Source organism: Pseudomonas mandelii, assembly GCF_002251635.1.
GTDB classification, from domain to species: domain Bacteria; phylum Pseudomonadota; class Gammaproteobacteria; order Pseudomonadales; family Pseudomonadaceae; genus Aquipseudomonas; species Aquipseudomonas mandelii_B.
The window spans coordinates 17,390-39,516 of the sequence record NZ_NMOJ01000213.1; the positions used below are offsets into that span (position 1 = coordinate 17,390).

Here is a 22,127-nt window from a genome sequence, read left to right on the forward strand (position 1 = left end):
GCGAGCCTGCTCGCTCCCACAGGGTTTCGGTGTACCGATCTCACATCACAAGGACCTGCATGTCGTTCATCCACGCCAACATCATCCACATCCTCGCCGCCGTCTGGTTTGTCATCTGTTGGGGCGGCTACACCCGCTATGCCTCGTGGAAGGGCCGCGACACCGCGTGCCTGGCCAGCGTGCTGCATCTGTATCGTGAAGACTGGATGCGCCGCATGTTGCTGCGCGATAACCGTATCGCCGATGCCAGCGTGATCGGTAACCTGGAGCGCAATGCCTCGTTCTTCGCTTCCAGCACACTGATTATCCTGGCCGGTATTCTTACGGTGCTCGGCGCGTCCGAGCGGGCCGTGTCGCTGCTGGCGGATATTCCAATGGTGCAACAGGCCTCGCAGGGTATGTCCGAGATCAAGTTACTGTGTCTGGCGCTGGTGTTTGTCTATGCGTTCTTCACCTTCAGCTGGTGCATGCGCCAATACAACTTCGCCGCGGTGCTGGTGGGGTCGGCGCCGATGATTGGTGAACGGCATGTGTCGGAGCAGGAGCGCAACGCGTTCGCCCTGCGGGCAGCGCGGGTGATTTCCATGGCGGCCAACCAGTTCAACTTTGGCCTGCGTGCTTATTACTTTGGCATGACCATGCTGGCCTGGTTTGTCAGCCCATGGCTGTTCATGTTGATGAGTGCCGGCGTGGTGCTGGTGCTGTATCGCCGGGAGTTTCATTCCGACGTTCTCGATGTGATGGTCTATACCCCTACAGAGGCGCCATTGCCCGAAGCCAATAAAGAGGCCGCTTGATGAGTATTCCGTTCTGGTGCGTGTTTATCAGCGCCTTGCTGATCTACGTGGCCCGCATGCCCGTGGGCAAGGCCATGAAAGAGCAGGGCGGTTACAACAATCACCTGCCGCGTCAGCAACAAGCGCAACTCACAGGCTTCGGTGCCCGTGCGGTGGCAGCGCATCAAAACTGTTTCGAGGCCTTCATATTATTTGCGGTGGGAGTGTTGATGGCGCACACCACGCAAACGGCGGGATGGCTGATCGATACACTGGCAATCATCTTTGTGATTACCCGAATCATTTATCTACTGTGTTATTGGGCTGATCTTGCCTGGCAGCGCAGCCTGGTATGGATCATCGGACTAGTGTGTTCGTTGCTGCTGATGATTAGTCCGACTTTTAGAACTATTTTGCTCTAACGGGCCGAATGACAGACAAAAGAAAACCCGCACTTGGCGGGTTTTCTTTATCACGCTAAAAACTGTTTTAGTTTTTAGGTGCTTCTTTTGCGGCGGCTTCGTTCGCTTCTTTTGCNGCTTCNGCGTTCGANTCAGCCTGAGCTTTGGCAGCATCGGCGTTTTCTTTTGCAGCGTCGTTCACTTTATCCTGTGCTTTCGCCATGTCCTTCTGAGCTTGCTCAGCATGTTNGTTAGCATCTTGAGCTTTGTCCTCGGATTTTTTATCGCAAGCAGCGAGACCGAGGGAAGCGGTCAACATCAAGGCAATAGCTAAAGTCTTACGCATGGGGTGTATCTCCTTATGGAAAATATCTACTGGCCTTTCGAGCACAGCCCCTAGGGTTAAGTTCCTCAATTCGTTCAGATATATAAGATTATTCCCACGGGAACTTTTACGAATACGTCGAACACATTCTCCGAATACTAAGAAGAGTATTTCTCACATGACCGAAAACCCCGTTTTTGAGCGCGCGACGCGATTTCTATCGGCGCTCAGGCATTGCCAGGTACTGGGTTTGCGCGTTCACAGCGCCAGCAGCGAAGGGCTGACGGTCATCCTGCCGTACAGCCCTCAAATCGTCGGCAACCCGCAGACCGGAGTGATCCATGGCGGGGCTTTGACCTCGCTGATGGATACCGCATGCGGCATGTCGACCCTCTGCGTCCTGCCCGAATTTGAAGTCTGCCCGACCCTCGATTTGCGCATTGACTACATGCACGCCGCCGAGCCTCACAAGGATGTCTACGGCTTCGCCCAATGCTATCGGGTGACCACCGACGTGATCTTCACCCGCGGCTTCGCCTACCAGGATGATCCAGAACAGCCCATCGCCCATGTCGTCGGCACATTCATGCGCATGGGAAAAGCAGTCAAAGGCGCCAAGGGTTTTGGTGGTGCGATCGCCGGAGGTGTGAAATGACTGACACCTTCAAAGAACAACTTCAGCAGGCCCATGAGCAGGGAGACTACGCCTCGCTGCTGCACCTGCTGCCTTACGCCAAACTGATCGGCATCGAGTGTTCCCGTGTCGGAGATGAGTTGCTGTTCCGNCTGCCGGCCAACAAGGACAACATTGGTAACCCCATATTGCCGGCGCTACATGGTGGAGTGATCGCCGGGTTCATGGAGCTGTCCGCAGCGCTGCACTTGCTGATTTTCACCGGTTCGCCCGGTGTGCCGAAGATCATCGACTTCTCCCTCGACTACCTGCGAGCCGGGCAATTTCGCGATACGTGGGCCAAATGTCAGGTTTGCCGCCAGGGCCGACGCGTGGCAAACGTGGCGATTACCGCCTGGCAGACCACCGAAGCCGAGCCGATTGCCACGGCCCGCGGTCATTTCAAAATTGAAGAGCCCTTGAAATCCTGGTCTTAGCCCCCAACTTTGATGACAACCCGCCGCCAACCCTTAAGGGCGCGGCCACTGCCATCCAATTGGAGTTTGATGACCATGAGTGTGGAAACTCAAAAGGAAACCCTGGGCTTCCAGACCGAGGTGAAGCAACTGCTGCACCTCATGATCCATTCGCTGTATTCCAACAAGGAAATCTTCCTTCGCGAATTGATCTCGAACGCCTCTGACGCTGTCGACAAATTACGTTTCGAAGCCCTGTCCAAGCCTGAATTGCTGGAAGGTGGCGCCGAACTGAAAATCCGTGTGAGCTTCGACAAGGACGCCAAGACCGTCACCCTCGAAGACAACGGTATCGGCATGAGCCGTGAAGACGCGATCACCCATCTGGGTACCATCGCCAAATCCGGCACCGCAGATTTCATGAAGCATCTGTCTGGCGATCAGAAAAAAGACTCGCACCTGATCGGTCAGTTTGGTGTCGGTTTCTACTCGGCCTTCATCGTCGCCGACAAAGTTGACGTATTCAGCCGTCGTGCCGGTGCTGCTGCTTCCGAAGGCGTGCATTGGTCGTCCAAAGGCGAAGGTGACTTCGAAGTTGCCACCGTTGAGAAAGCCGAGCGCGGCACCCGTATCGTCCTGCACCTGAAATCCGGTGAAGACGAATTCGCCGATGGCTGGCGTCTGCGCAACATCATCAAGAAATACTCCGACCACATCGCGCTGCCGATCGAGTTGCCGAAAGAGCAAGCTGCTGCCGAAGGCGAAGAGCAGCCTGCCCAGGAATGGGAAGTGGTCAACCGTGCCAGCGCCTTGTGGACGCGTCCTCGNACCGAGATCAAAGACGAGGAATACCAGGAGTTTTACAAGCACATCGCTCACGACTACGAAAACCCGCTGAGCTGGAGCCACAACAAGGTCGAAGGCAAGCTGGAATACAGCTCGCTGCTCTACGTACCGGCCCGTGCTCCGTTCGACCTGTACCAGCGTGAAGCGCCAAAAGGCCTGAAGCTGTACGTGCAGCGCGTGTTCGTGATGGACCAGGCAGAGTCCTTCCTGCCGCTGTACCTGCGCTTTATCAAAGGCGTGGTCGACTCCAACGACCTGTCGCTGAACGTGTCGCGGGAAATCCTGCAGAAAGACCCGATCATCGACTCCATGAAGTCGGCGCTGACCAAGCGCGTGCTCGACATGCTGGAAAAACTGGCGAAGAACGAGCCTGAGCAATACAAGGGCTTCTGGAAAAACTTCGGTCAGGTCATGAAAGAAGGCCCGGCGGAAGATTTTGCCAACAAGGAAAAAATCGCCGGCCTGCTGCGTTTTGCGTCTACCCAAGGTGAAGACGGTGAGCAGGTTGTGTCGCTGGCCGAGTACCTGGCACGCGCCAAGGAAGGTCAGGACAAGATCTACTACCTGACCGGCGAAACCTACGCTCAGGTCAAGAACAGCCCGCACCTGGAAGTCTTCCGCAAGAAAGGCATCGAAGTGCTGCTGTTGACCGACCGTATCGATGAGTGGCTGATGAGCTACCTCAGCGAGTTCGACGGCAAGAGCTTCGTCGACGTGGCGCGCGGTGACCTGGACCTGGGCAACCTGGATTCGGAAGAAGACAAGAAAGCGGCGGAAGAAGTCGCCAAGTCCAAAGAGGGCCTGGTTGAGCGTCTGAAAACTGCGCTGGGCGATTCCGTCGCTGAAGTACGGGTTTCCCACCGTCTGACCGATTCCCCGGCGATTCTGGCCATCGGCGAGCAGGACCTGGGCATGCAGATGCGTCAGATCCTNGAAGCGAGCGGTCAGAAGGTTCCGGACTCCAAGCCGATCTTCGAATTCAACCCGGCTCACCCGCTGATCGAGAAACTCGACGGCGAGCAAAGCGAAGAGCGTTTTGGCGACTTGTCGCACATCCTCTTCGACCAGGCGGCCCTGGCCGCTGGCGACAGCTTGAAAGACCCGGCCGCCTACGTGCGCCGACTGAACAAGCTGTTGGTTGAACTGTCGGTTTAACACCGTTGTAGAAAAACCCGCTTCGGCGGGTTTTTTCGTTCTGGTGTCTTTTACTGGGAGTTAGTCATGAGCCAAATCACTGTTCGTTCCGTCGCTTATCAGATTGATGGCCAGGCGTATGAAGGCCGTCTGGCGTTCGATGCCGATCACAAAAGCCCGCGTCCCGGTCTGTTGATGGCGCCGAACTGGATGGGTGTCAGTGCCGGTGCCGAAGAGATCGCCAAGTCGGTGGCGGCCAAAGGTTATGTGGTGCTGATCGCCGACCTGTACGGCCAGGCGGTGCATCCGCAGAACGCCGACGAGGCGGGTGCTGCGATGATGCCGCTGAAGAACGACCGCGGGTTGCTGCGTCAGCGCATGCAAGCGGCGTTCGAACAGTTGCAAGGGCAGGGCGAGGCGGCGGTTGATACCTCGAAACTCGCGACCTTTGGTTTCTGCTTCGGCGGTTGCTGCTCCCTGGAGCTGGCGCGTACCGGCGCAGCGTTGAAGGCGGCGGTTTCGTTCCATGGCACCTTGGATACGCCGAACGTCAGCGATGCGAAAACCATTAAGGGCTCGGTGCTGGTGCTGCACGGCGCATCCGACCCGTTGGTGCCGAAAGAGCAATTGCCGGCGTTTGAAGAGGAAATGAATGCGGCGGGCGTGGATTGGCAACTGCTGAGCTACGGTGGCGCGGTGCATTCGTTCACTGACCCGCATGCCAATGTGCCGGGCAAGATGATGTACGACGCGAAGACGGCAAGGCGGGCGTTTACATTGATGCACAATCTGCTGGATGAAGTGTTTAGCGGCTGATAGCTGTTTCAGCCTTGGCACCGTCGTTGGCAGGGCTGGCCTCATCGCGGGCAAGCCTGCTCCCACAGNGAATTNTGTNCAAACTGTGGGGGCGGGCTTGCCCGCGATGGCGGAATGACTGACGCAGAAGAACTTAAGGCAGTTCAATCCGCTCAACTTCCCCCGGCACCGTCGGCCAGTCCCCGGCCGCCCAGCGTCGCCGCGCTTCATCGATCNCCGCCGGATCGCTCGCCACGAAATTCCAGTTGATTCGCCGCGGCCCGTCCAGCGGTGCGCCGCCAAACAGCACGGCATGACAATCGCTCTCGGCGAACAATGTCATTTCCTCTCCGGCAGGCAGCACCACCAACGCATGCGGCTCCAGCAGTTCGCCATCAAGCTGTGCTTCGCCACTCAGCACATACAGCGCCCGCTCTTCATGCTCGGTCGGGATCAGCAAGGTGGTTGCGGTTTGCAGGTTCAACTCCGCATACAACGTAGGAGAAAGCACCGGCACCGGCGAATCCAGGCAAAAGCCTGACCCGGCAATCATACGGATCTTCACGCCAAGGTTATCGCTGACCGGCAACGTCGCCGCCGGATGATGGCTGTAGTGGCCAGGCCCCTGTTCCTGTTCCTTGGGAGAGGCGAGCCAAACCTGCAAGCCGTGCATCGTGAAGCCGCTTTCCTTCAAGGCTTCAGGCGTGCGTTCAACGTGAGCAATCGCGCTGCCCGCCGTCATCCAGCTGACATCGCCGGCGTCGACCACCTGATCGGAGCCGAGGCTGTCCTTGTGCTGGATTTTTCCTTCAAACAAATAGGTGAGGGTGGACAGGCCAATGTGCGGGTGCTGACGGATGTTCATGCCTTTTCCCGCTGCATAACGGGTTTCGAGCATGTGGTCGAAGAACACAAAAGGCCCGACGCTGCGGCATTCGCGCGACGGCAACGGGCGCANAATCGGTTGGCCCTCCACATCTTCGGCGCGGGGGCGGATCACGAGTGGCGTGTTCATGGTGCATTCCAGGCTGAGCGGGCGACGCGTGGAGCATAACCCGCTTGTGCAGCCCTTGCCGCTATTGGCTGAAGGCACCTTCGGACAGATGGGTTTCGATGCTCACNTCGGNGCTGGTCATCAGTTTATGCACGGGGCAGCGATCAGCCACGCGGTGCAACTCGTCGCGCTGTTCATCGGTGAGCACGCCCTTGAGGGTCAGTTTGACGTGCAGGGCATATTTGCCTTTCTGCTCTTCGCTGTTGTCACGTTTGACTTCGACCGTGACGCCGGTCAGCGGGATGTCTTTTTTCTTTGCGTACATCTTCAATGTCAGGGCCTTGCAGGCACCCAGGGCAGCGTCGAAGTAGTCGTGTGGCTCAGGGGCCGTGCCTTCGCCGCCGGACGTGGTCGGTACATCGGCAAAGAGTTCATGGTCATCGATCTGTACGCTGTGGCGAAAACCTTCGGCGGAAACGGTATTGACGGTAACGGTCATGGGGAGCCTCCCAGGCTAAAAAGTCATTCGATCAAAATGGACCTCGAAGTTATAGAGCATTCCTGATGATGCGCGTTCCACTTTCTTACCGGCTGAACCGTCTCGAGTGTGCGGAGGTCTACGTTTCTCCTGCCCCCGGAGAATGCCCGTGCCCTTGTTTCGTTTGAGCCTTGCCTGTTTGTTGGCGCTATCCAGTGCTCACGCCACTGCACGTGAATACGCTTACAGCGACGCGCACCTGCATTACGTGGACTTTTTCCAGGAAACCGCAGGCATGGACACGCTGCTTAAGGCCATGGCGGATAATCGCATCGAGCATGTGATGATTTCTGGCATTCCTGTGGCCAAGAAATGGCACGAAGACGAACCCAAGCGCCCGCGTTACTACGCGGGTGACGATGCCGATGCCTATTGGTACAGCGCCACCGACGTGATCGTCGCTGCAGCGGTGAACACATTGACGCCCGAGCAGCGCCAGCGTTTTCACCCGTTCCTGTCCGGCTTCAACCCCAACGACAAAAACTCCGCAGCGCATATCCAGCGCATGCTCGATCTCAATCCGGGGCTGTGGCAGGGGATCGGCGAAGTGTTTACCCGCCATGACGACCTGACCGCGCTGACCTCCGGCGATACGCCACGGGCCAACAACGAGGCGATGACACGGATCTATCACCTCGCCGCCGAAAACGATTTGCCGGTGATGCTGCACTCCAACATCACCTCCAAGCGTGAGAAGAATCCGTTGTACCTATCGGAAGTCGAGGAGCCGCTGCGTAATCATCCGCATACGCGATTCATTTGGGCCCACGCAGGCACCAGCGCCGAGGTCCATCGGCATCAAACCCAACTGGATTTTCTGTTGCCGACTCTGACCCGAATGCTCGAAGCCTACCCCAATCTGTACATCGACCTGTCCTGGAGCATGCTGACGCCTTACCTGCTGGATGAGCGGGGCACGCCTTCAGAAGCCTGGCTGAAACTGGTGGAGCGCTTCCCGGATCGCTTCATGCTCGGCTCTGATGTGGTGGGACGTTTCAACAAGCTGGGTAAGGAAATGCGCAGCTTCGATCCGTTTCTCGACGCCTTGCCCAAGCAGGTTGCGAGAAAAGTCGCGCGGGATAATTTTCTGTCGATTCTGCCGCGCAACCGTTAAGGCGGCGACGCTACCGGTTGGCTGCGCACGGTTGCGGATAGCGCATTCCCTGCCTATGTTCCTTGCGAGGCATTACTGGTGACTGGCGCGCAATAAAGCCGCAGGTTGCTGTCCATCCAGTGCGGATTCTCGCAGCGAGGTAACGACATGCCAAACGACTCCCGCCCTGCCGTGCTTGAACTGATCGGCAATACGCCACTGGTGCGCGTCAGCCGTTTTGATACCGGCCTGTGCACGCTGTTTCTCAAACTCGAATCGCAAAACCCCGGCGGCTCGATCAAGGACCGTATCGGCCTGGCCATGATCGACGCCGCCGAGCGTGATGGTCGCCTGCAACCCGGCGGCACCATCATTGAAGCCACCGCCGGCAACACCGGCCTGGGCCTGGCCCTGGTCGGCCGTGCCAAAGGTTATCGAGTGGTGCTGGTGGTGCCAGACAAAATGTCCACTGAGAAGGTCTTGCACCTCAAGGCCATGGGCGCCGAAGTGCATATCACCCGCTCCGACGTCGGCAAGGGCCATCCCGAGTATTACCAGGATGTCGCCGCGCGCCTGGCCAAGGACATTCCCGATTCATTCTTCGCCGACCAGTTCAACAACCCGGCCAACCCCCTCGCCCACGAGTGCAGCACCGCGCCGGAGATCTGGGCACAGACCCAGCACGATCTGGACGCCATCGTCGTCGGCGTCGGTTCGGCTGGCACGCTGACCGGGCTGACGCGCTTCTTTCAACGTGTGCAACCGAACCTCGAAATGGTGCTCGCCGATCCGGTCGGTTCGGTGATGGCCGAGTACAGCCGCAGCGGCATCCTCGGNAAGGCGGGGTCGTGGGCGGTGGAAGGCATCGGCGAAGACTTCATTCCGTCGATTGCCGACCTCTCCAGTGTGCGCCACGCCTATTCGATCAGCGACGAGGAAAGCTTCGATCATGCCCGCCAACTGCTGCGCGCCGAAGGCATTCTCGGCGGTTCCTCGACCGGCACTTTGCTGGCGGCGGCGCTGCGTTACTGTCGCGAGCAGACCGAGCCGAAACGAGTGGTCAGCTTCGTCTGCGACACCGGCACCCGCTACCTGTCGAAGGTCTACAACGACCAATGGATGAAGGACGCGGGCCTGCTGCAATACAAACACTACGGCGACTTGCGCGACCTGATTGCGCGCCGTTTCGAAGACGGCCGAGTCATCAGCGTCAGCCCCGACGACACCTTGCTCACCGCCTTCCAGCGCATGCGCCTGGCGGATGTCTCGCAACTGCCGGTGCTGGCGGACGGAAAGCGGCTGGTCGGCGTGATCGACGAGTCCGATATTCTGCTGGGCGTGCACGAAGACGCTTCGCACTTGCGCATGCCCGTGGCCAGCGCCATGACTGACAAGTTGCAAACCCTGCCGGCAAACGCCAGTCTGGCCGAACTGCAGGCGGAGCTCGATCGTGGGCTGGTGGCGATCATCGCCGACGCTTCGGGCTTCCATGGCCTGATTACGCGAGTCGACCTGCTCAATCACTTACGGAGATCGCTTACATGAGTCAGCACGATGAATCCGGCGCGCCCCGCGCCTTCGGCACCCGTGTGATCCATGCCGGACAGACACCGGATCCTTCCACCGGGGCGCTGATGCCGCCGATCTACGCCAACTCCACGTATTTGCAGCAGAGCCCCGGCGTACACAAGGGTTTCGACTATGGGCGCTCGCACAACCCGACGCGCTTTGCGCTGGAGCGTTGCGTGGCGGACCTTGAGGGCGGAACCCGGGCGTTCGCCTTCGCCTCCGGGCTGGCGGCGATTTCCACGGTGCTCGAATTACTCGATGCCGGTGCGCATGTGGTCTCCGGCAACGACCTGTACGGTGGCACCTTCCGCCTGTTCGACAAAGTCCGTCAGCGCAGTGCCGGGCATCGCTTCAGCTACGTCGACCTGACCGACCTGTCCGCCTTCGAAGCGGCGTTGCAGGACGACACGCGGATGGTCTGTGTCGAGACGCCGAGCAATCCTCTGCTGCGCCTTTCTGATCTTGCCGCCATTGCACGCATCTGCCGCGAGCGCGGCATCCTCTGTGTGGCTGACAACACGTTCGCCAGCCCGTGGATTCAACGGCCGCTGGAGTTGGGTGTCGACATCGTGGTGCACTCCACCACCAAATACCTCAACGGCCACTCCGACGTGATCGGCGGCATCGCCATCGTCGGGCAGAACGCCGAACTGGCCGAGCGCCTGGGCTTTTTGCAGAACGCGGTGGGCGCCATCGCCGGGCCGTTTGACGCGTTCCTCACCCTGCGCGGCGTGAANACCCTGGCGCTGCGCATGGAGCGCCATTGCAGCAACGCCCTGGACCTNGCGCAATGGCTGGAGCGTCAGCCGCAGGTGGCACGCGTTTACTATCCGGGCTTGCCGTCGCACCCGCAGCACGAATTGGCACGACAGCAGATGCGTGGATTCGGCGGGATGATTTCCCTCGACCTGAACAGCGACCTGGCCGGCGCCAGACGCTTCCTCGAGAANGTCAAGATCTTCGCCCTGGCCGAGAGCCTGGGCGGTGTGGAAAGCCTGATCGAGCACCCGGCAATCATGACGCATGCCACCATCCCCGCAGACACCCGCGCGCAACTCGGGATCGGCGATGCACTGGTGCGTTTGTCCGTGGGGGTCGAGGACGTCGAGGACCTGCGCGCCGACCTGGCCCAGGCGCTGTCGCGGATTTGACGTTCAGCAGGCATAAAAAATCCGGAATCCTTGTCGGATTCCGGATTTTTGTGTCGAGCGGGATCAGCTGCCTTTGACAGCCTTGCCGTTGACCTTACCGTCGAGGAGCATGATGTTGTACTCCTTGCCGTCGGTTTCGACCTGTTGCAGGCGAACAAGCAGGTCGCCCCAGTCCTTGGCAAACCACATCTGGGTGATGCGCTTGCTCTGCGACGGGTCGCGCACGCGCTCAACCTTGATCGCGTCAATGGNNCCGGCCTTGGTGTCGACTTTTTCCGAGCCCAGCACGCGGAAGTCATACGTATCGACTTCGCCATCATCGACGACCTGATAGCTCATGCTTTTCTTGCCAGCGGCTACGTCATGCTGCAAGGCCAGTTGATAGGTGGATTTGTCGACCATGCCGCGATTGAGCGGGATCTTGACCGCCTCACCGCGATCGGTGCCGGTGACCATCTTGTTGGTCCAGTCGAAGTCCAGGTCGGCTTTCTTGGCTTTACCCAGACCACCGCGTTCGAAGTGGTAGGACTGGGGCAGTAACGTGTCCTTGTCCAGGGTCAGGGTGCTTTCTTCAGTCAGGCTGGCGATCATCATCGAGGCCTTGAAACTGAGCTTCCAGACGCCGTTGGCACCCTGGGTCAGGCTGCGTTCAGCCGTGCCACTCATGGGCAACTGTTTCCAGTCGGCGGTGTAGCTGGCGGAGAACGGGTGAAGGTCTGCTGCTTGCACGGCGGGCAAGGCGAACAGCGCAAAAGCGAAGAGCAAGGCGCGACGCATAAAATCTCCTAGGTTCGAATCAAGTGGCCGCTGGCCGCGAGTAACTTTCCATCCAGTAAAGCACCTTGTTCACCGAGCGATAAACGGCCTTCGGCAAACCAGCGTACAGCCATCGGGTAGATCAGGTGCTCCTGAGCATGGACCCGCTGCGCCAGACTCTGCGGCGAATCGTGCAACTCTACCGGTATTACTGCCTGTACGACCAGTGGTCCGCCATCAAGTTCCTCGGTGACGAAGTGTACGGAGCAGCCATGTTCCGTGTCGCCGGCTTCCAGCGCGCGCTGATGAGTGTGTAACCCTTTGTATTTGGGTAGCAGCGAGGGGTGGATATTGAGGAGGCGCCCTTCGTAGTGCCGCACGAAGTCAGCGCTGAGGATGCGCATGAAACCGGCGAGGACCACGAGTTTGGGGTTGAAGGCGTCGATCAGTTCGATCAAGGCGCTGTCGAAGGCCTCACGGCCTTCGAAAGCCTTGTGATCCAGAGAGCGGGTTTCGATACCAGCGTCCCGGGCGCGTTGCAGGCCGTATGCGTCGCCGCGGTTGGAAATCACCGCAGCGATGCGCACCGGGCTGTCGCCGGTGCGCGTGCTGTCGATCAAGGCCTGCAAGTTACTGCCGGTGCCGGAAAGCAGCACCACGACATCACAGGTTGCAGGCATCAGTGCGCCTTAAGGTTCTTCAGTTCAACCTGGGCCGCGCCTTCCGGAGCGGTGGCGATCTGGCCGATGACCCAAGGCTGCTCGCCTGCTTCACGCAGAACGTCCAGCGCCGTTTCAACGTGCTCTTGGGCCACGCAGATGACCATGCCCACGCCGCAGTTCAGCACGCGGTGCATTTCGGTTTCGTTGACGTTGCCTTTCTCTTGCAGCCAGTCGAATACCGCAGGACGCTGCCAGCTGGCCACGTCGACAATCGCCTGGGCGCCTTTTGGCAGTACGCGCGGGATGTTGTCCAGCAGGCCGCCACCGGTGATGTGGGCCATGGCTTTAACGGCACCGGTTTCCTTGATCAGCTTGAGCAGCGGCTTCACGTAGATACGGGTTGGGGCCATCAGCAGGTCGGTCAGCGGCTTGCCGTCGAGCTGGGTGTTCTCGATGTCGGCACCGGACACTTCGATGATCTTGCGGATCAGCGAGTAGCCGTTGGAGTGCGGGCCGGAGGACGGCAGAGCCAGCAGGGCGTCGCCGGCAGCGACTTTGGAGCCGTCGATGATCTCGGCTTTTTCGACAACACCAACGCAGAAGCCGGCCAGGTCGTAGTCTTCGCCTTCGTACATGCCTGGCATTTCAGCGGTTTCGCCGCCCACCAGCGAGCAACCCGACAGTTCGCAGCCAGCGCCGATACCCGTCACCACTTGTGCCGCGGTGTCCACGTTCAGCTTGCCGGTGGCGTAGTAGTCGAGGAAGAACAGCGGCTCTGCGCCACACACCACCAGGTCGTTGACGCACATGGCAACCAGGTCGATGCCGATGGTGTCGTGCTTGTTCAGGTTCAGTGCCAGGCGCAGCTTGGTGCCCACACCGTCAGTGCCGGAGACCAATACGGGCTGCTTGTAGCCGGCCGGGATTTCGCAGAGGGCGCCAAAACCGCCCAGGCCGCCCATGACTTCGGGGCGCGCAGTGCGCTTGGCGACGCTCTTGATGCGTTCGACCAATGCTTCACCGGCGTCGATGTCTACACCGGCGTCCTTGTAGCTCAGGGAGGGTTGCTTGCTCATGATCCAGGCCTTTAGGGGGGATTCAGGGGTAACGACCGAGTCCAGTGGGACCGCCGAAATAAACGAAGGCGAGCGCCTTGCACGAATTTCAGGGTGCCCGGCTGTTGCCGGTCTGCGAAGGCGCGCGATTTTATCAGGCTTGAAGGGCAGCGGCCATCCTCACGCCGACGGCAGGGGCATATCGGCTGAAAAAAACCGGTATTGTCCGTGTTGGTCGCCGCCTCGATGGCTGTATAAGGTATCGCGATTAACCGTCTATCGTTAGGACAGTGCGAAAACTTAGTCAGATCGTGGTGAATGTTTTGCGCAGGGATGTGGTCACAGCCTTGCTCGATCATCTTCATGCGGTCTGTTCCAGCCGCTCTCGTCGTCAGGAATCTTCCATGCGTTTTTTTTCCAGATTTTTCTTTGTAGGCTGCTTGTCGTTGGTCAGCCTGGCGAGTCATGCCGAAACCCTCAATGGCCTTTATCAAGTGCTNGAGCCTGTTAGCAGTCAATCGACTGAGGAGCGCGATCAGGCGACCCAGCGCGCGCTGGACACCTTGGTGCTGCGCCTGACCGGCGATCCCAAGGCTGTGCAAAGTCCGGGGTTGGCGGCGCTGCGCAAAGATCCGCAACAAATCATCAGTCAATACGGTTTCGACGCTGGCCCGCCGGAAGTGCTGAAAGTCGATTTCGACCCGGCCAGTACCGAACAAGCCTTGCGCCGCGCCGGGTTGTCTTTGTGGGGGGCGAATCGGCCGTCGATCTTGAGTTGGTGGTTGAACGACTCCGCCGAGGGATCGAGCCTGGTGGGCGATGGTCAGGCCAGCGCCGCGCCGTTGCGTCGCGCGGCACAACACCGTGGTCTGCCGTTGCGTCTGCCATTGGCGGACCTGAGTGAGCAACTGGTCGCTACGGCGCCGAACCTTGAAGGCACGGATGCCACGCCGCTGCGCGCAGCATCGGACCGTTACAACGCTGACGCCTTGCTCGCGGTGCATGCCCGTGAAGAGGGCGGCCAGTGGCAGGCCAAGTGGAATTTCTGGTTGGGCGACAAGAAAGAGGCGGGCAGCGTACAAGGGGCGGATCAGGCTGCTGTGGCCGATGCGGTGATGCTGGCTGTCAGTGAGCGTCTGGCACCGCGGTTTGTCGTCAAGCCGGGGGCGTCGGGCGAACAATTGCTGGAAGTGCAGGGCATGAACCTGGAGCGCTACGCCGCCCTTGGGCGCTTGCTGGAGCCTTTTGGTGCGCGCCTGCAAACGGTCGACGGCGAGCGCATTCTTTATCGGGTCAATGGCAGCGCCGAGCAGTTACGCTCGCAACTGTCCCTGGCGAAGTTGCAGGAGGTTCCGGCCGGTGAGGCGCCTGCACCGGCAGCGCCTGCGCAGCCAGCCGAGGGTGCGGCGCCGGTCGTTGCGCCAACACCGGCGCCGGTGCCGCAGCTGAGATTCCGTTGGTAACGTTTTCTTTCTTTATATAGATGCATATGGAGTGGTACATGGCCGATACGCGGCGTTGGTTCTGGTTGGGTGGGGTGGTTCTGCTCTGCGTGTTTGTCTGGTTGTTGCATCCGATCCTGACGCCCTTTCTGGTCGCGTTGCTGCTGGCGTATCTGTTCGATCCGCTGGTGGATCGGCTGGAAAAGGCCGGCTTGTCACGTACCTGGGGCGTGGTGGCGGTGTTTGCGTTGTTCACCTTGATCATCACCGCGTTGGTACTGGTGCTGGTGCCGATGTTGGCCAAGCAACTGTTTCGCCTGTATGAACTGGCGCCGCAGATGCTCGACTGGTTGCAGCACACGGCGATGCCGTGGGCTCAGGCCAAGCTGGGGCTGGCGGATGGTTTCTGGAAGTTCGACAAGGTCAAGGCGGCGATCAGTGAGCATATGGGCCAGACCACCGACATCGTCGGGGTGGTGCTGAGTCAGGCGACGGCGTCCGGGCTGGCGCTGATTGGCTGGCTGGCAAATCTGGTGCTGATCCCTGTCGTGAGTTTCTACCTGCTGCGGGACTGGGACATCATGATGGCCAAGATCCGCAGCCTGCTGCCACGCAACAGCGAAGAGCGCATCGTGTCTCTGGCGGAGGAGTGCCATGAGGTGCTCGGCGCATTCGTGCGAGGCCAGTTGCTGGTGATGCTGGCCCTGGGGATTATCTATGCCGCNGGCTTGATGCTGGTGGGGCTGGAACTGGGGCTATTGATCGGTCTGATCGCAGGTCTGGCGGCCATTGTGCCGTACATGGGGTTTGTCATCGGGATCGGCGCGGCGTTGATCGCCGGCCTGTTCCAGTTTGGCGGCGATCTGTATCCGATGCTGGGTATTGTTGCGGTGTTCATGGTCGGCCAGGCCCTGGAAGGCATGGTGTTGACGCCGCTGCTGGTGGGTGACCGGATCGGTCTGCACCCGGTCGCGGTGATCTTCGCCATTCTGGCGGGGGGCGAACTGTTCGGCTTTACCGGCGTGTTACTGGCGTTGCCGGTGGCGGCGGTGATCATGGTGCTGGTGCGCCATGTGCAAGATTTGTATAAGGACTCTGATATCTACAGCGGTGTCGACGAACCGCAGCTATAAGAGTCGTTGAAGTCCTGTGGCGGGCGGCCTGGTTGCATGCCAGGTCGGCCCGTATCCCCCGCACTGCTGTCACATGCGCCGCCAAAGAAACTGTCATCAAACCAGGGCGTTAACGCAAACCTTTGATTTTGCTTGTGGTCTGTCGCATTGTGCGACCGGCGTCACGGGTATAAACTTTGCAAACTTTACACAGAGGCCACTAACGGTTCGTTTGGAGCCGTTCAGTCAGCATGAAACCGATTCAGCTGCCCTTGGGTGTGCGTCTGCGTGACGACGCCACCTTTATCAATTACTACCCAGGCGCCAATGCCGCTGCACTCGGCTATGTCGAGCGGCTCTGCGAAGCCGACGCCGGGTGGACTGAAAGCCTGATTTATCTCTGGGGCAAGGACGGGGTAGGGCGCACGCACTTGTTGCAGGCAGCCTGCCTGCGCTTCGAACAACTGGGGGAGCCGGCGGTGTATCTGCCGCTGGCCGAGCTGCTGGACCGTGGCATCGGGATCTTCGACCACCTTGAGCAGTACGAACTGGTCTGCCTGGACGATCTGCAGGCGATTGCCGGCAAGGCGGATTGGGAAGAGGCGCTGTTCCATCTGTTCAATCGTCTGCGCGACAGCGGTCGGCGTCTGCTGATTGCTGCATCAACCTCGCCACGGGAATTGCCGGTGAAACTGGCTGACCTGAAATCGCGCCTGACCCTGGCACTGATCTTCCAGATGCGTCCGCTCTCCGACGAAGACAAATTACGCGCCCTGCAATTACGTGCATCCCGTCGCGGCCTGCACCTGACCGATGAAGTCGGGCACTTTATTCTCACGCGCGGCACCCGCAGCATGAGCGCGTTGTTCGATTTGCTGGAACGTCTCGATCAGGCCTCCCTTCAAGCTCAGCGCAAGCTGACGATCCCGTTCCTCAAAGAAACTCTAGGCTGGTAAAACCTAAGCCTGGCGGGGGTTTTGACATGTTTCAGGCGCCAGAAAATCCGCTTTCCTACAGGGTTGCAGGCTGCGCGAGTGTCTAAATGGGGCTTAAGCGCTTAGATGTAATCGCGAAACCGGGAAGTCACATAAAGTTCGATTGAATTTGCAAATGAGGATGATAGCGGGCATAGTCTCGACTTCTTTACACATCAGCCACGGTCGTGCCCATGCTAAATCGCTTCGCACCCCTCGTGCCTCTCGCACTCGTCACCCTGTTGTTCGGTTGCGCTGCCCACTCCCCAGTGACTCAGCAAGAGCAACAACAGCAGGTCAAGAATTCAGTTACAGCGCAGTCTTCTTCCGTTCTTTTCCAGGAAGAGCTGGCCACCGATAAGGAACTGGCAGACTTCTCCGGCAGCAAGCCTTACCAGCTTCCAGTTCTGGCCGACAGCATCCTTGAACGCGGCATGTCCCTGATTGGTACCCGTTACCGTTTCGGCGGTACCTCTGAAGCCGGTTTCGACTGCAGTGGCTTCATCGGCTACCTGTTTCGCGAAGAAGCCGGCATGAACCTGCCTCGCTCCACTCGCGAAATGATCAACGTCGACGCTCCGCTGGTTGCTCGCAGCGCGCTGAAGCCGGGTGATCTGCTGTTCTTCGCCACCAATGGTCGTCGCGGTCGTGTCAGTCACGCCGGGATCTACCTGGGTGACAATCAGTTCATCCACTCCAGCAGCCGAAAAAGCGGTGGTGTCCGGGTCGATAGCCTGGGCGACAGCTACTGGAGCAAGACCTTCATCGAAGCCAAGCGCGCTCTCGCGATGGCCCCGACCGTGGTCACTGCACGCAAATAAGGCTTAATCTGTCGCCACGTTGGTGGTGACAACTGCCTCTTCGCAATGAAGTAGGCGGACAGTTTGTAAGGCGAACTTAAAGTCTTACTTGAAGTTTGGCGTATAGCCGCTAGAATCCAGATCTATTATTGATGGCAAACCGCCTGCGTCCTGCGCAGGCGGTTTTCTTTTCTGTCTTCCCGGCAGAAAAAGCCGCAGCCAGATCAGGATGTTCTGCTTATGACGATGTCGGCCCGCCTCGCAATCATGTTCTTCGCAGCGCTGCTCAGCGCCTGCGCCAGTCGCACACCGCCACCTGCGCCGGTGGTTCGCGCGCCCATTGTTTTCGGTAACCCGCAACCCTTTTCCCCCGAGGCAGAAGACGTGCTGTTCCGTGCGCTGGGTCTGGTGGGCACGCCGTATCGTTGGGGTGGCAACACGCCGGATTCGGGCTTCGATTGCAGCGGCCTGATCGGTTACGTCTACCGTGACGTCACCGGTATTTCCCTGCCGCGAACCACCCGCGAAATGATCAGCATGCAGGCGGCCAGCGTCGGCAAGGAAGGCTTGCAAACCGGTGACTTGATCTTCTTTGCCACCAATGGCGGCTCCCAGGTCAGCCATGCCGGTATCTACGTCGGCGAAGGCCGCTTCGTTCATGCGCCGGCCACTGGCGGCACGGTGAAGCTGGACAGCCTGTCCAAGGCTTACTGGCAGAAGGCTTATCTGAGCGCCAAGCGCGTTCTGCAGCCTGAACACCTGGCGCGTAACCCGTAGCGTCCTGTCCGAAGAGGTTGTCATGACCGCTCGCACTCTCAATCTCGACGATGCCCTGTATCAATACCTGCTCGACGTTTCCCTGAGGGAAACGCCGCTGCTCAAGCGCTTGCGCGATGAAACCCAGGCGATGCCCATGGCGCGCTGGCAGGTAGCGCCGGAGCAGGGGCAGTTCCTCGCGTTACTGGTCAAACTCATTGGCGCCAAGCGCTTGCTGGAAGTCGGCACTTTTACTGGTTACAGCGCTTTGTGCATGGCCGCTGCGTTGCCAGAGGGCGGTTCGCTGATCTGCTGTGATATCCCTGGCGACTACAACGCTATCGCACGCCGTTATTGGCAGGAAGCGGGGCTGGCCGAGCGCATTGACCTGCGTCTGGCGCCCGCGCAGGAAACGCTCGCCATGCTGGATCAGCCGGGGCAATTCGACCTGATCTTCATTGATGCCGACAAGTCCAACTATCCGCACTATCTGGAGCATGCCCTGCGTCTGCTGCGGGTCGGCGGGCTGGCGGTGTTCGATAACACGCTGTGGAGTGGGCGAGTGCTTGAGGAGAATCCCGAGAGCGCAGACACCCGAGCCATCCAGGCGCTCAATCGCGCCTTGAAGGATGACGCGCGTGTGGATCTGTCGTTGTTGCCGTTGGGTGATGGGCTCACGCTTTGTCGTAAACGCTAAACGCGAAGCCCTTGTGGGAGCGAGCCTGCTCGCGATAGCGGTGCGTCAGGCAACATCATTGCTAGCTATGCTNCCCACATTTGGTTTTGCGCTGTTTTTGAGGCCGGCTACTTAGCCGCCGACACCCGCCACACCTTATTTCCCACGTCATCCGCGACCAGCAAGTCGCCCTGCTGATCAATCACCACGCCCACCGGCCGGCCCATGGCTTTCTCATCGTCATTGAGGAACCCTGTCAGTACATCAACCGGCTGCCCGGTCGGCTTGCCTCCCGCGAACGGGACGAAAATCACCTTGTAGCCACTGTGCGGCTTGCGGTTCCACGAGCCATGCTGGCCGATGAAGGCGCCTTCCTTGAATTGCGCGGGAAGTGTGTTGCCCTCGGCAAACGACAGGCCCAGCGATGCGGTATGCGGGCCGACCGCATAATCCGGCGCAATGGCCTTGGCCACCAGATCAGGGTTTTGCGGTGAGACGCGTACGTCCACATGCTGGCCGTAGTAGCTGAAGGGCCAGCCGTAAAATGCGCCATCCTTGACCGAGGTAATGTAGTCGGGCACCAGGTCGCTGCCGATCTCGTCGCGCTCGTTAACCGCCGTCCACAGCTNGCCGGTCTGAGGTTCCCAGGCCAGGCCGTTTGGATTACGAATCCCCGAAGCGAAGATCCGGTGATTGCCGGTGGCGCGATCCACTTCCCAGATCGCCGCGCGACCTTCTTCTGCCTTCAGGCCGTTCTCGCCCACGTTGCTGTTGGAGCCGACACTCACGTACAGCTTGCGACCGTCCTTGCTGGCCANNACGTTTTTGGTCCAGTGGTGATTCAGCGTGCCACCCGGCAGGTCGACCACCTTGATCGGCTGCGACTTGATCGCGGTGTCGCCATTTTCATAGTGAAAGCGCAGCAAGCGGTCGGTGTCGGCGACGTACAGGTCGTTGCCGACCAGGGTCATGCCGAACGGTGAATTGAGATTCTCCAGGAACACCGTGCGGGTCTCGGCGACGCCGTCGTGGTCGGCATCGCGCAGCANCGTGATGCGATTCGGGCTTGGCACGCCTGCGCCTGCGCGGCCCATGACCTTCTCCATCACCCAGCCGCGAATACCCTTGCCATCATCAGGTTTCGGTGGCGCGTTGGTTTCGGCCGCCAGCACATCGCCGTTGGGCAGCACGTAGAGCCAGCGCGGGTGATCGAGCCCTTCGGCAAATGCCGCCACTTGAGTGCCCGCCGCAGCGGTGGGTTTCGCGCCATCCGGCCAGCCGATCGCCGGGGCGATGTTCACCGTCGGGATCAGGGTCTTGTTCGGTTCGGGCAGCTTGGGTGACGGGCCGGTGCCGTCGGAGACTTGCAGGCTGGAGGTTTCGCCACAGGCGGCGAGCCCTCCGGCGAGCACGATGACGAGAACGAGCTGGGGCTTGCGCATGCTGGTCTTCCCTATGAGTGCATTGTCTTAATCATAGAGAAGCTTAAGCACGCGATGGTTCAACCGGTCAGCCGCGGGCTTCCTTGAGCAGCACAGCGATGCCGGGGTGATAGTTGCCGGCTTCGTTGCGCAACTTGCGGTAGGCGTATGGGAAATACCAGGCCACGGCGCAGCTGTGTTCCTTTTGCAGGTCGTCGACCATGTCCTGGAGTTCTTCCGGCGTCGCGCTCTGCTGGGCCTTTTGAGGCGCAACGAACAGGCAGCCGAGTTTCAGGTCGCTGGAATAGCTGATGCGTTTGGCGTCGCTGGTGATGTCCTGCAGCGCCTGGGTCAGGTTCAGGTTATTAACCCGCGGCCAGCGTTGCGTGGTCTGGAGGTAGGCGCGCTCTTCAGTGGAGGCGATAAACAGGTCGGCGCGGCTGTTGCGTTCGCCTTCTTCGTTCTGTTTACGGGTCGGCGTTTGTTGCAGCGTGACCATTTCCGCCATCCACGCTGCGGCGGAGAGCAGGCCAAGGTTGGCTTTCTCGTCGTACCAATATGGCGTGTCGTTATCGCCGCGCACGGCGTTGTAGCGGTCGATACAGTCAAACCAGCGTTCCAGCACCGGTCGCAGGAATTCCAGCCTCGGATTGCTGATGATCATGCCTTGCATGTTGCTCACCCTTGTAATTGTGTTGTTGGGTTTGTGGCGCTTTGATATCACTGCTGACAGTGTGGTGCAAGATGGGCGTCAGGTAATTGATGGGCGGCAGTATATCGAGCGCTCGCGCTTTGTCTTCAATTGACGCTCCACCCCCAACCCTCTAACCTTCGCGGCTTGTTTCAGGTGCTCTGTGGCGATGGCCGACAGAGTGAAACAGGGAAGCCGGTGAGTGACTATCGCCAAGCGACGAAACGTCACGATCCCGGCGCTGCCCCCGCAACGGTAAATGAGTGAACACTGCGTCTTGAGCCACTGTGTCGACTGACATGGGAAGGCGCGCAGTCCGGCGCGAGCCGCTCATGAGCCCGGAGACCGGCCTGATTCATCCAACGGCATCACGGTGGGCGATGCCAGGCTTCTTGCCGTCTATTCTTGTGCCTGCCCGCCGTTNTCCAGCCCCAACGGAGAGCTGCCCCATGACTGATTCCCCCGACCGCGACGAACGCCACCTGGCGCGCATGCTGCGCAAAAAAGCCGTNATCGACGAACGCATCGCCAACTCGCCGAATGAGTGCGGCCTGCTGCTGGTGCTGACTGGCAACGGCAAAGGCAAGAGCAGTTCGGCATTTGGCATGCTGGCCCGTGCCATGGGCCACGGCATGCAGTGCGGCGTGGTGCAGTTCATCAAGGGGCGCCACAGCACGGGCGAAGAATTGTTCTTCCGCCGTTTCCCAGAGCAAGTGCGCTTCCACGTGATGGGCGAAGGCTTTACCTGGGAAACCCAGGACCGCCAGCGCGACATCGCCGCCGCTGAAGCGGCCTGGGCGGTTTCCCGCGAATTGTTGCAAGACCCGTCCATTGGCCTGGTGGTGCTGGACGAACTGAACATCGCCCTCAAGCACGGNTACCTCGACCTCGATCAGGTACTCAGTGATTTGCAGGCGCGTCCGCCGATGCAACACGTGGTGGTCACCGGTCGCGGCGCCAAACCAGAGATGATCGAACTGGCCGACACGGTCACCGAAATGGGCGTGATCAAGCACGCGTTCCAGGCCGGGATCAAAGCGCAAAAAGGCGTCGAGTTGTGAGCTGCACTTT

General features: G+C 59.7%; 24 protein-coding genes and 1 riboswitch. Of the genes, 16 read left to right on the forward strand and 8 right to left on the reverse strand.

Annotation, left to right across the window (positions count from 1 at the left end; genetic code table 11):
- The first annotated feature begins 59 nt into the window (after positions 1-59).
- Both B7L09_RS26295 and B7L09_RS26300 read left to right on the forward strand, forming a co-directional pair.
- Positions 60-797: a DUF599 domain-containing protein gene (locus B7L09_RS26295; RefSeq protein WP_094471306.1), complete on the forward strand. Its 738-nt coding sequence runs from the start codon at positions 60-62 to the stop codon at positions 795-797.
- Positions 797-1,198 (forward strand): MAPEG family protein, encoded by a 402-nt coding sequence (locus B7L09_RS26300; protein ID WP_094471307.1) that lies wholly within the window; start codon positions 797-799, stop codon positions 1,196-1,198. The genes B7L09_RS26295 and B7L09_RS26300 overlap by 1 nt, the downstream gene beginning before the upstream one ends.
- Positions 1,199-1,265: 67 nt before the next feature.
- Here B7L09_RS26300 and B7L09_RS26305 read toward each other — a convergent pair whose 3' ends face one another.
- Positions 1,266-1,523: a hypothetical protein gene (locus tag B7L09_RS26305; protein WP_094471308.1), complete on the reverse strand. Its 258-nt coding sequence runs from the start codon at positions 1,521-1,523 to the stop codon at positions 1,266-1,268.
- 157 nt (positions 1,524-1,680) lie between these two features.
- Here B7L09_RS26305 and B7L09_RS26310 point away from each other — a divergent pair, with 157 nt between their 5' ends.
- The 4 genes from B7L09_RS26310 (at position 1,681) to B7L09_RS26325 (ending at position 5,387) form a co-directional block, all read left to right on the forward strand.
- A complete protein-coding gene (locus B7L09_RS26310; protein ID WP_094471309.1) occupies positions 1,681-2,157 on the forward strand; it encodes a PaaI family thioesterase in 477 nt (158 codons plus the stop codon).
- Positions 2,154-2,612, forward strand: coding sequence for a PaaI family thioesterase (locus tag B7L09_RS26315; RefSeq protein WP_094471310.1), 459 nt, complete (start codon positions 2,154-2,156; stop codon positions 2,610-2,612). The genes B7L09_RS26310 and B7L09_RS26315 overlap by 4 nt, the downstream gene beginning before the upstream one ends.
- A gap of 75 nt (positions 2,613-2,687) precedes the next feature.
- Positions 2,688-4,592 carry a molecular chaperone HtpG gene (gene htpG / locus B7L09_RS26320; RefSeq protein ID WP_094471341.1) on the forward strand — a complete coding sequence of 635 codons (1,905 nt, stop codon included), beginning with the start codon at positions 2,688-2,690 and terminating at the stop codon, positions 4,590-4,592.
- A 66-nt stretch (positions 4,593-4,658) separates the two neighbouring features.
- On the forward strand, positions 4,659-5,387 hold the full coding sequence (locus tag B7L09_RS26325) for a dienelactone hydrolase family protein (RefSeq protein ID WP_094471311.1): 729 nt from the start codon (positions 4,659-4,661) through the stop codon (positions 5,385-5,387).
- Positions 5,388-5,520: 133 nt separating this feature from the next.
- On the opposite strand, the gene B7L09_RS26330 is transcribed toward B7L09_RS26325, so the two are convergent.
- Both B7L09_RS26330 and B7L09_RS26335 read right to left on the reverse strand, forming a co-directional pair.
- The gene (locus tag B7L09_RS26330; protein ID WP_094471312.1) at positions 5,521-6,381 is read right to left on the reverse strand and encodes a pirin family protein; all 861 of its coding nucleotides are present in this window, start codon (positions 6,379-6,381) and stop codon (positions 5,521-5,523) included.
- 61 nt (positions 6,382-6,442) lie between these two features.
- Positions 6,443-6,859: an OsmC family protein gene (locus tag B7L09_RS26335; protein ID WP_094471313.1), complete on the reverse strand. Its 417-nt coding sequence runs from the start codon at positions 6,857-6,859 to the stop codon at positions 6,443-6,445.
- Positions 6,860-7,001: 142 nt separating this feature from the next.
- Here B7L09_RS26335 and B7L09_RS26340 point away from each other — a divergent pair, with 142 nt between their 5' ends.
- The 3 genes from B7L09_RS26340 (at position 7,002) to B7L09_RS26350 (ending at position 10,711) form a co-directional block, all read left to right on the forward strand.
- The gene (locus B7L09_RS26340) at positions 7,002-8,012 is read left to right on the forward strand and encodes an amidohydrolase family protein (protein WP_438269354.1); all 1,011 of its coding nucleotides are present in this window, start codon (positions 7,002-7,004) and stop codon (positions 8,010-8,012) included.
- A gap of 147 nt (positions 8,013-8,159) precedes the next feature.
- Positions 8,160-9,536, forward strand: coding sequence for a pyridoxal-phosphate dependent enzyme (locus B7L09_RS26345; RefSeq protein ID WP_094471315.1), 1,377 nt, complete (start codon positions 8,160-8,162; stop codon positions 9,534-9,536).
- The gene (locus tag B7L09_RS26350; protein WP_094471316.1) at positions 9,533-10,711 is read left to right on the forward strand and encodes a trans-sulfuration enzyme family protein; all 1,179 of its coding nucleotides are present in this window, start codon (positions 9,533-9,535) and stop codon (positions 10,709-10,711) included. The genes B7L09_RS26345 and B7L09_RS26350 overlap by 4 nt, the downstream gene beginning before the upstream one ends.
- Positions 10,712-10,774: 63 nt before the next feature.
- Here the strand turns inward: B7L09_RS26350 and B7L09_RS26355 are convergent, their stop codons facing one another.
- From B7L09_RS26355 to purM, 3 genes are read right to left on the reverse strand one after another with little or no spacing between them, the layout of a single operon-like run.
- Complete coding sequence (locus tag B7L09_RS26355; RefSeq protein WP_094471317.1) at positions 10,775-11,488, reverse strand: DUF3108 domain-containing protein; 714 nt, start codon at positions 11,486-11,488, stop codon at positions 10,775-10,777.
- Positions 11,489-11,496: 8 nt separating this feature from the next.
- Entirely contained in the window at positions 11,497-12,147 is a 651-nt protein-coding gene (purN, locus tag B7L09_RS26360; RefSeq protein ID WP_094471318.1) for a phosphoribosylglycinamide formyltransferase, read from the reverse strand.
- On the reverse strand, positions 12,147-13,205 hold the full coding sequence (purM, locus tag B7L09_RS26365; protein ID WP_064453508.1) for a phosphoribosylformylglycinamidine cyclo-ligase: 1,059 nt from the start codon (positions 13,203-13,205) through the stop codon (positions 12,147-12,149). The genes purN and purM overlap by 1 nt, the downstream gene beginning before the upstream one ends.
- A 383-nt stretch (positions 13,206-13,588) precedes the next feature.
- On the opposite strand from purM, the gene B7L09_RS26370 reads away from it, so the two are divergent.
- The 6 genes from B7L09_RS26370 to B7L09_RS26395 all read left to right on the forward strand — a co-directional run bounded on the left by B7L09_RS26370 (position 13,589) and on the right by B7L09_RS26395 (position 18,965).
- Entirely contained in the window at positions 13,589-14,647 is a 1,059-nt protein-coding gene (locus B7L09_RS26370; RefSeq protein ID WP_094471319.1) for a DUF8605 domain-containing protein, read from the forward strand.
- A 38-nt stretch (positions 14,648-14,685) separates the two neighbouring features.
- The gene (locus B7L09_RS26375) at positions 14,686-15,759 is read left to right on the forward strand and encodes an AI-2E family transporter (RefSeq protein ID WP_094471320.1); all 1,074 of its coding nucleotides are present in this window, start codon (positions 14,686-14,688) and stop codon (positions 15,757-15,759) included.
- Positions 15,760-15,989: 230 nt separating this feature from the next.
- Positions 15,990-16,694, forward strand: a complete 705-nt coding sequence (gene hda / locus B7L09_RS26380) for a DnaA regulatory inactivator Hda (protein ID WP_094471321.1) — start codon at positions 15,990-15,992, stop codon at positions 16,692-16,694.
- 212 nt (positions 16,695-16,906) lie between these two features.
- A complete protein-coding gene (locus B7L09_RS26385) occupies positions 16,907-17,533 on the forward strand; it encodes a C40 family peptidase (protein ID WP_094471322.1) in 627 nt (208 codons plus the stop codon).
- Between the two features lie 219 nt (positions 17,534-17,752).
- Entirely contained in the window at positions 17,753-18,289 is a 537-nt protein-coding gene (locus B7L09_RS26390; protein WP_094471323.1) for a C40 family peptidase, read from the forward strand.
- Positions 18,290-18,311: 22 nt separating this feature from the next.
- On the forward strand, positions 18,312-18,965 hold the full coding sequence (locus B7L09_RS26395) for an O-methyltransferase (RefSeq protein ID WP_094471324.1): 654 nt from the start codon (positions 18,312-18,314) through the stop codon (positions 18,963-18,965).
- Positions 18,966-19,072: 107 nt separating this feature from the next.
- Here the strand turns inward: B7L09_RS26395 and B7L09_RS26400 are convergent, their stop codons facing one another.
- Positions 19,073-20,386, reverse strand: coding sequence for a PQQ-dependent sugar dehydrogenase (locus B7L09_RS26400; protein WP_094471325.1), 1,314 nt, complete (start codon positions 20,384-20,386; stop codon positions 19,073-19,075).
- A gap of 67 nt (positions 20,387-20,453) precedes the next feature.
- Complete coding sequence (locus B7L09_RS26405; RefSeq protein WP_094471326.1) at positions 20,454-21,038, reverse strand: hypothetical protein; 585 nt, start codon at positions 21,036-21,038, stop codon at positions 20,454-20,456.
- 155 nt (positions 21,039-21,193) lie between these two features.
- A riboswitch (cobalamin riboswitch) is annotated at positions 21,194-21,424 on the forward strand.
- 81 nt (positions 21,425-21,505) lie between these two features.
- Here B7L09_RS26405 and cobO point away from each other — a divergent pair.
- Positions 21,506-22,117 carry a cob(I)yrinic acid a,c-diamide adenosyltransferase gene (cobO, locus tag B7L09_RS26410; protein ID WP_094471327.1) on the forward strand — a complete coding sequence of 204 codons (612 nt, stop codon included), beginning with the start codon at positions 21,506-21,508 and terminating at the stop codon, positions 22,115-22,117.
- Positions 22,118-22,127: the final 10 nt, after the last annotated feature.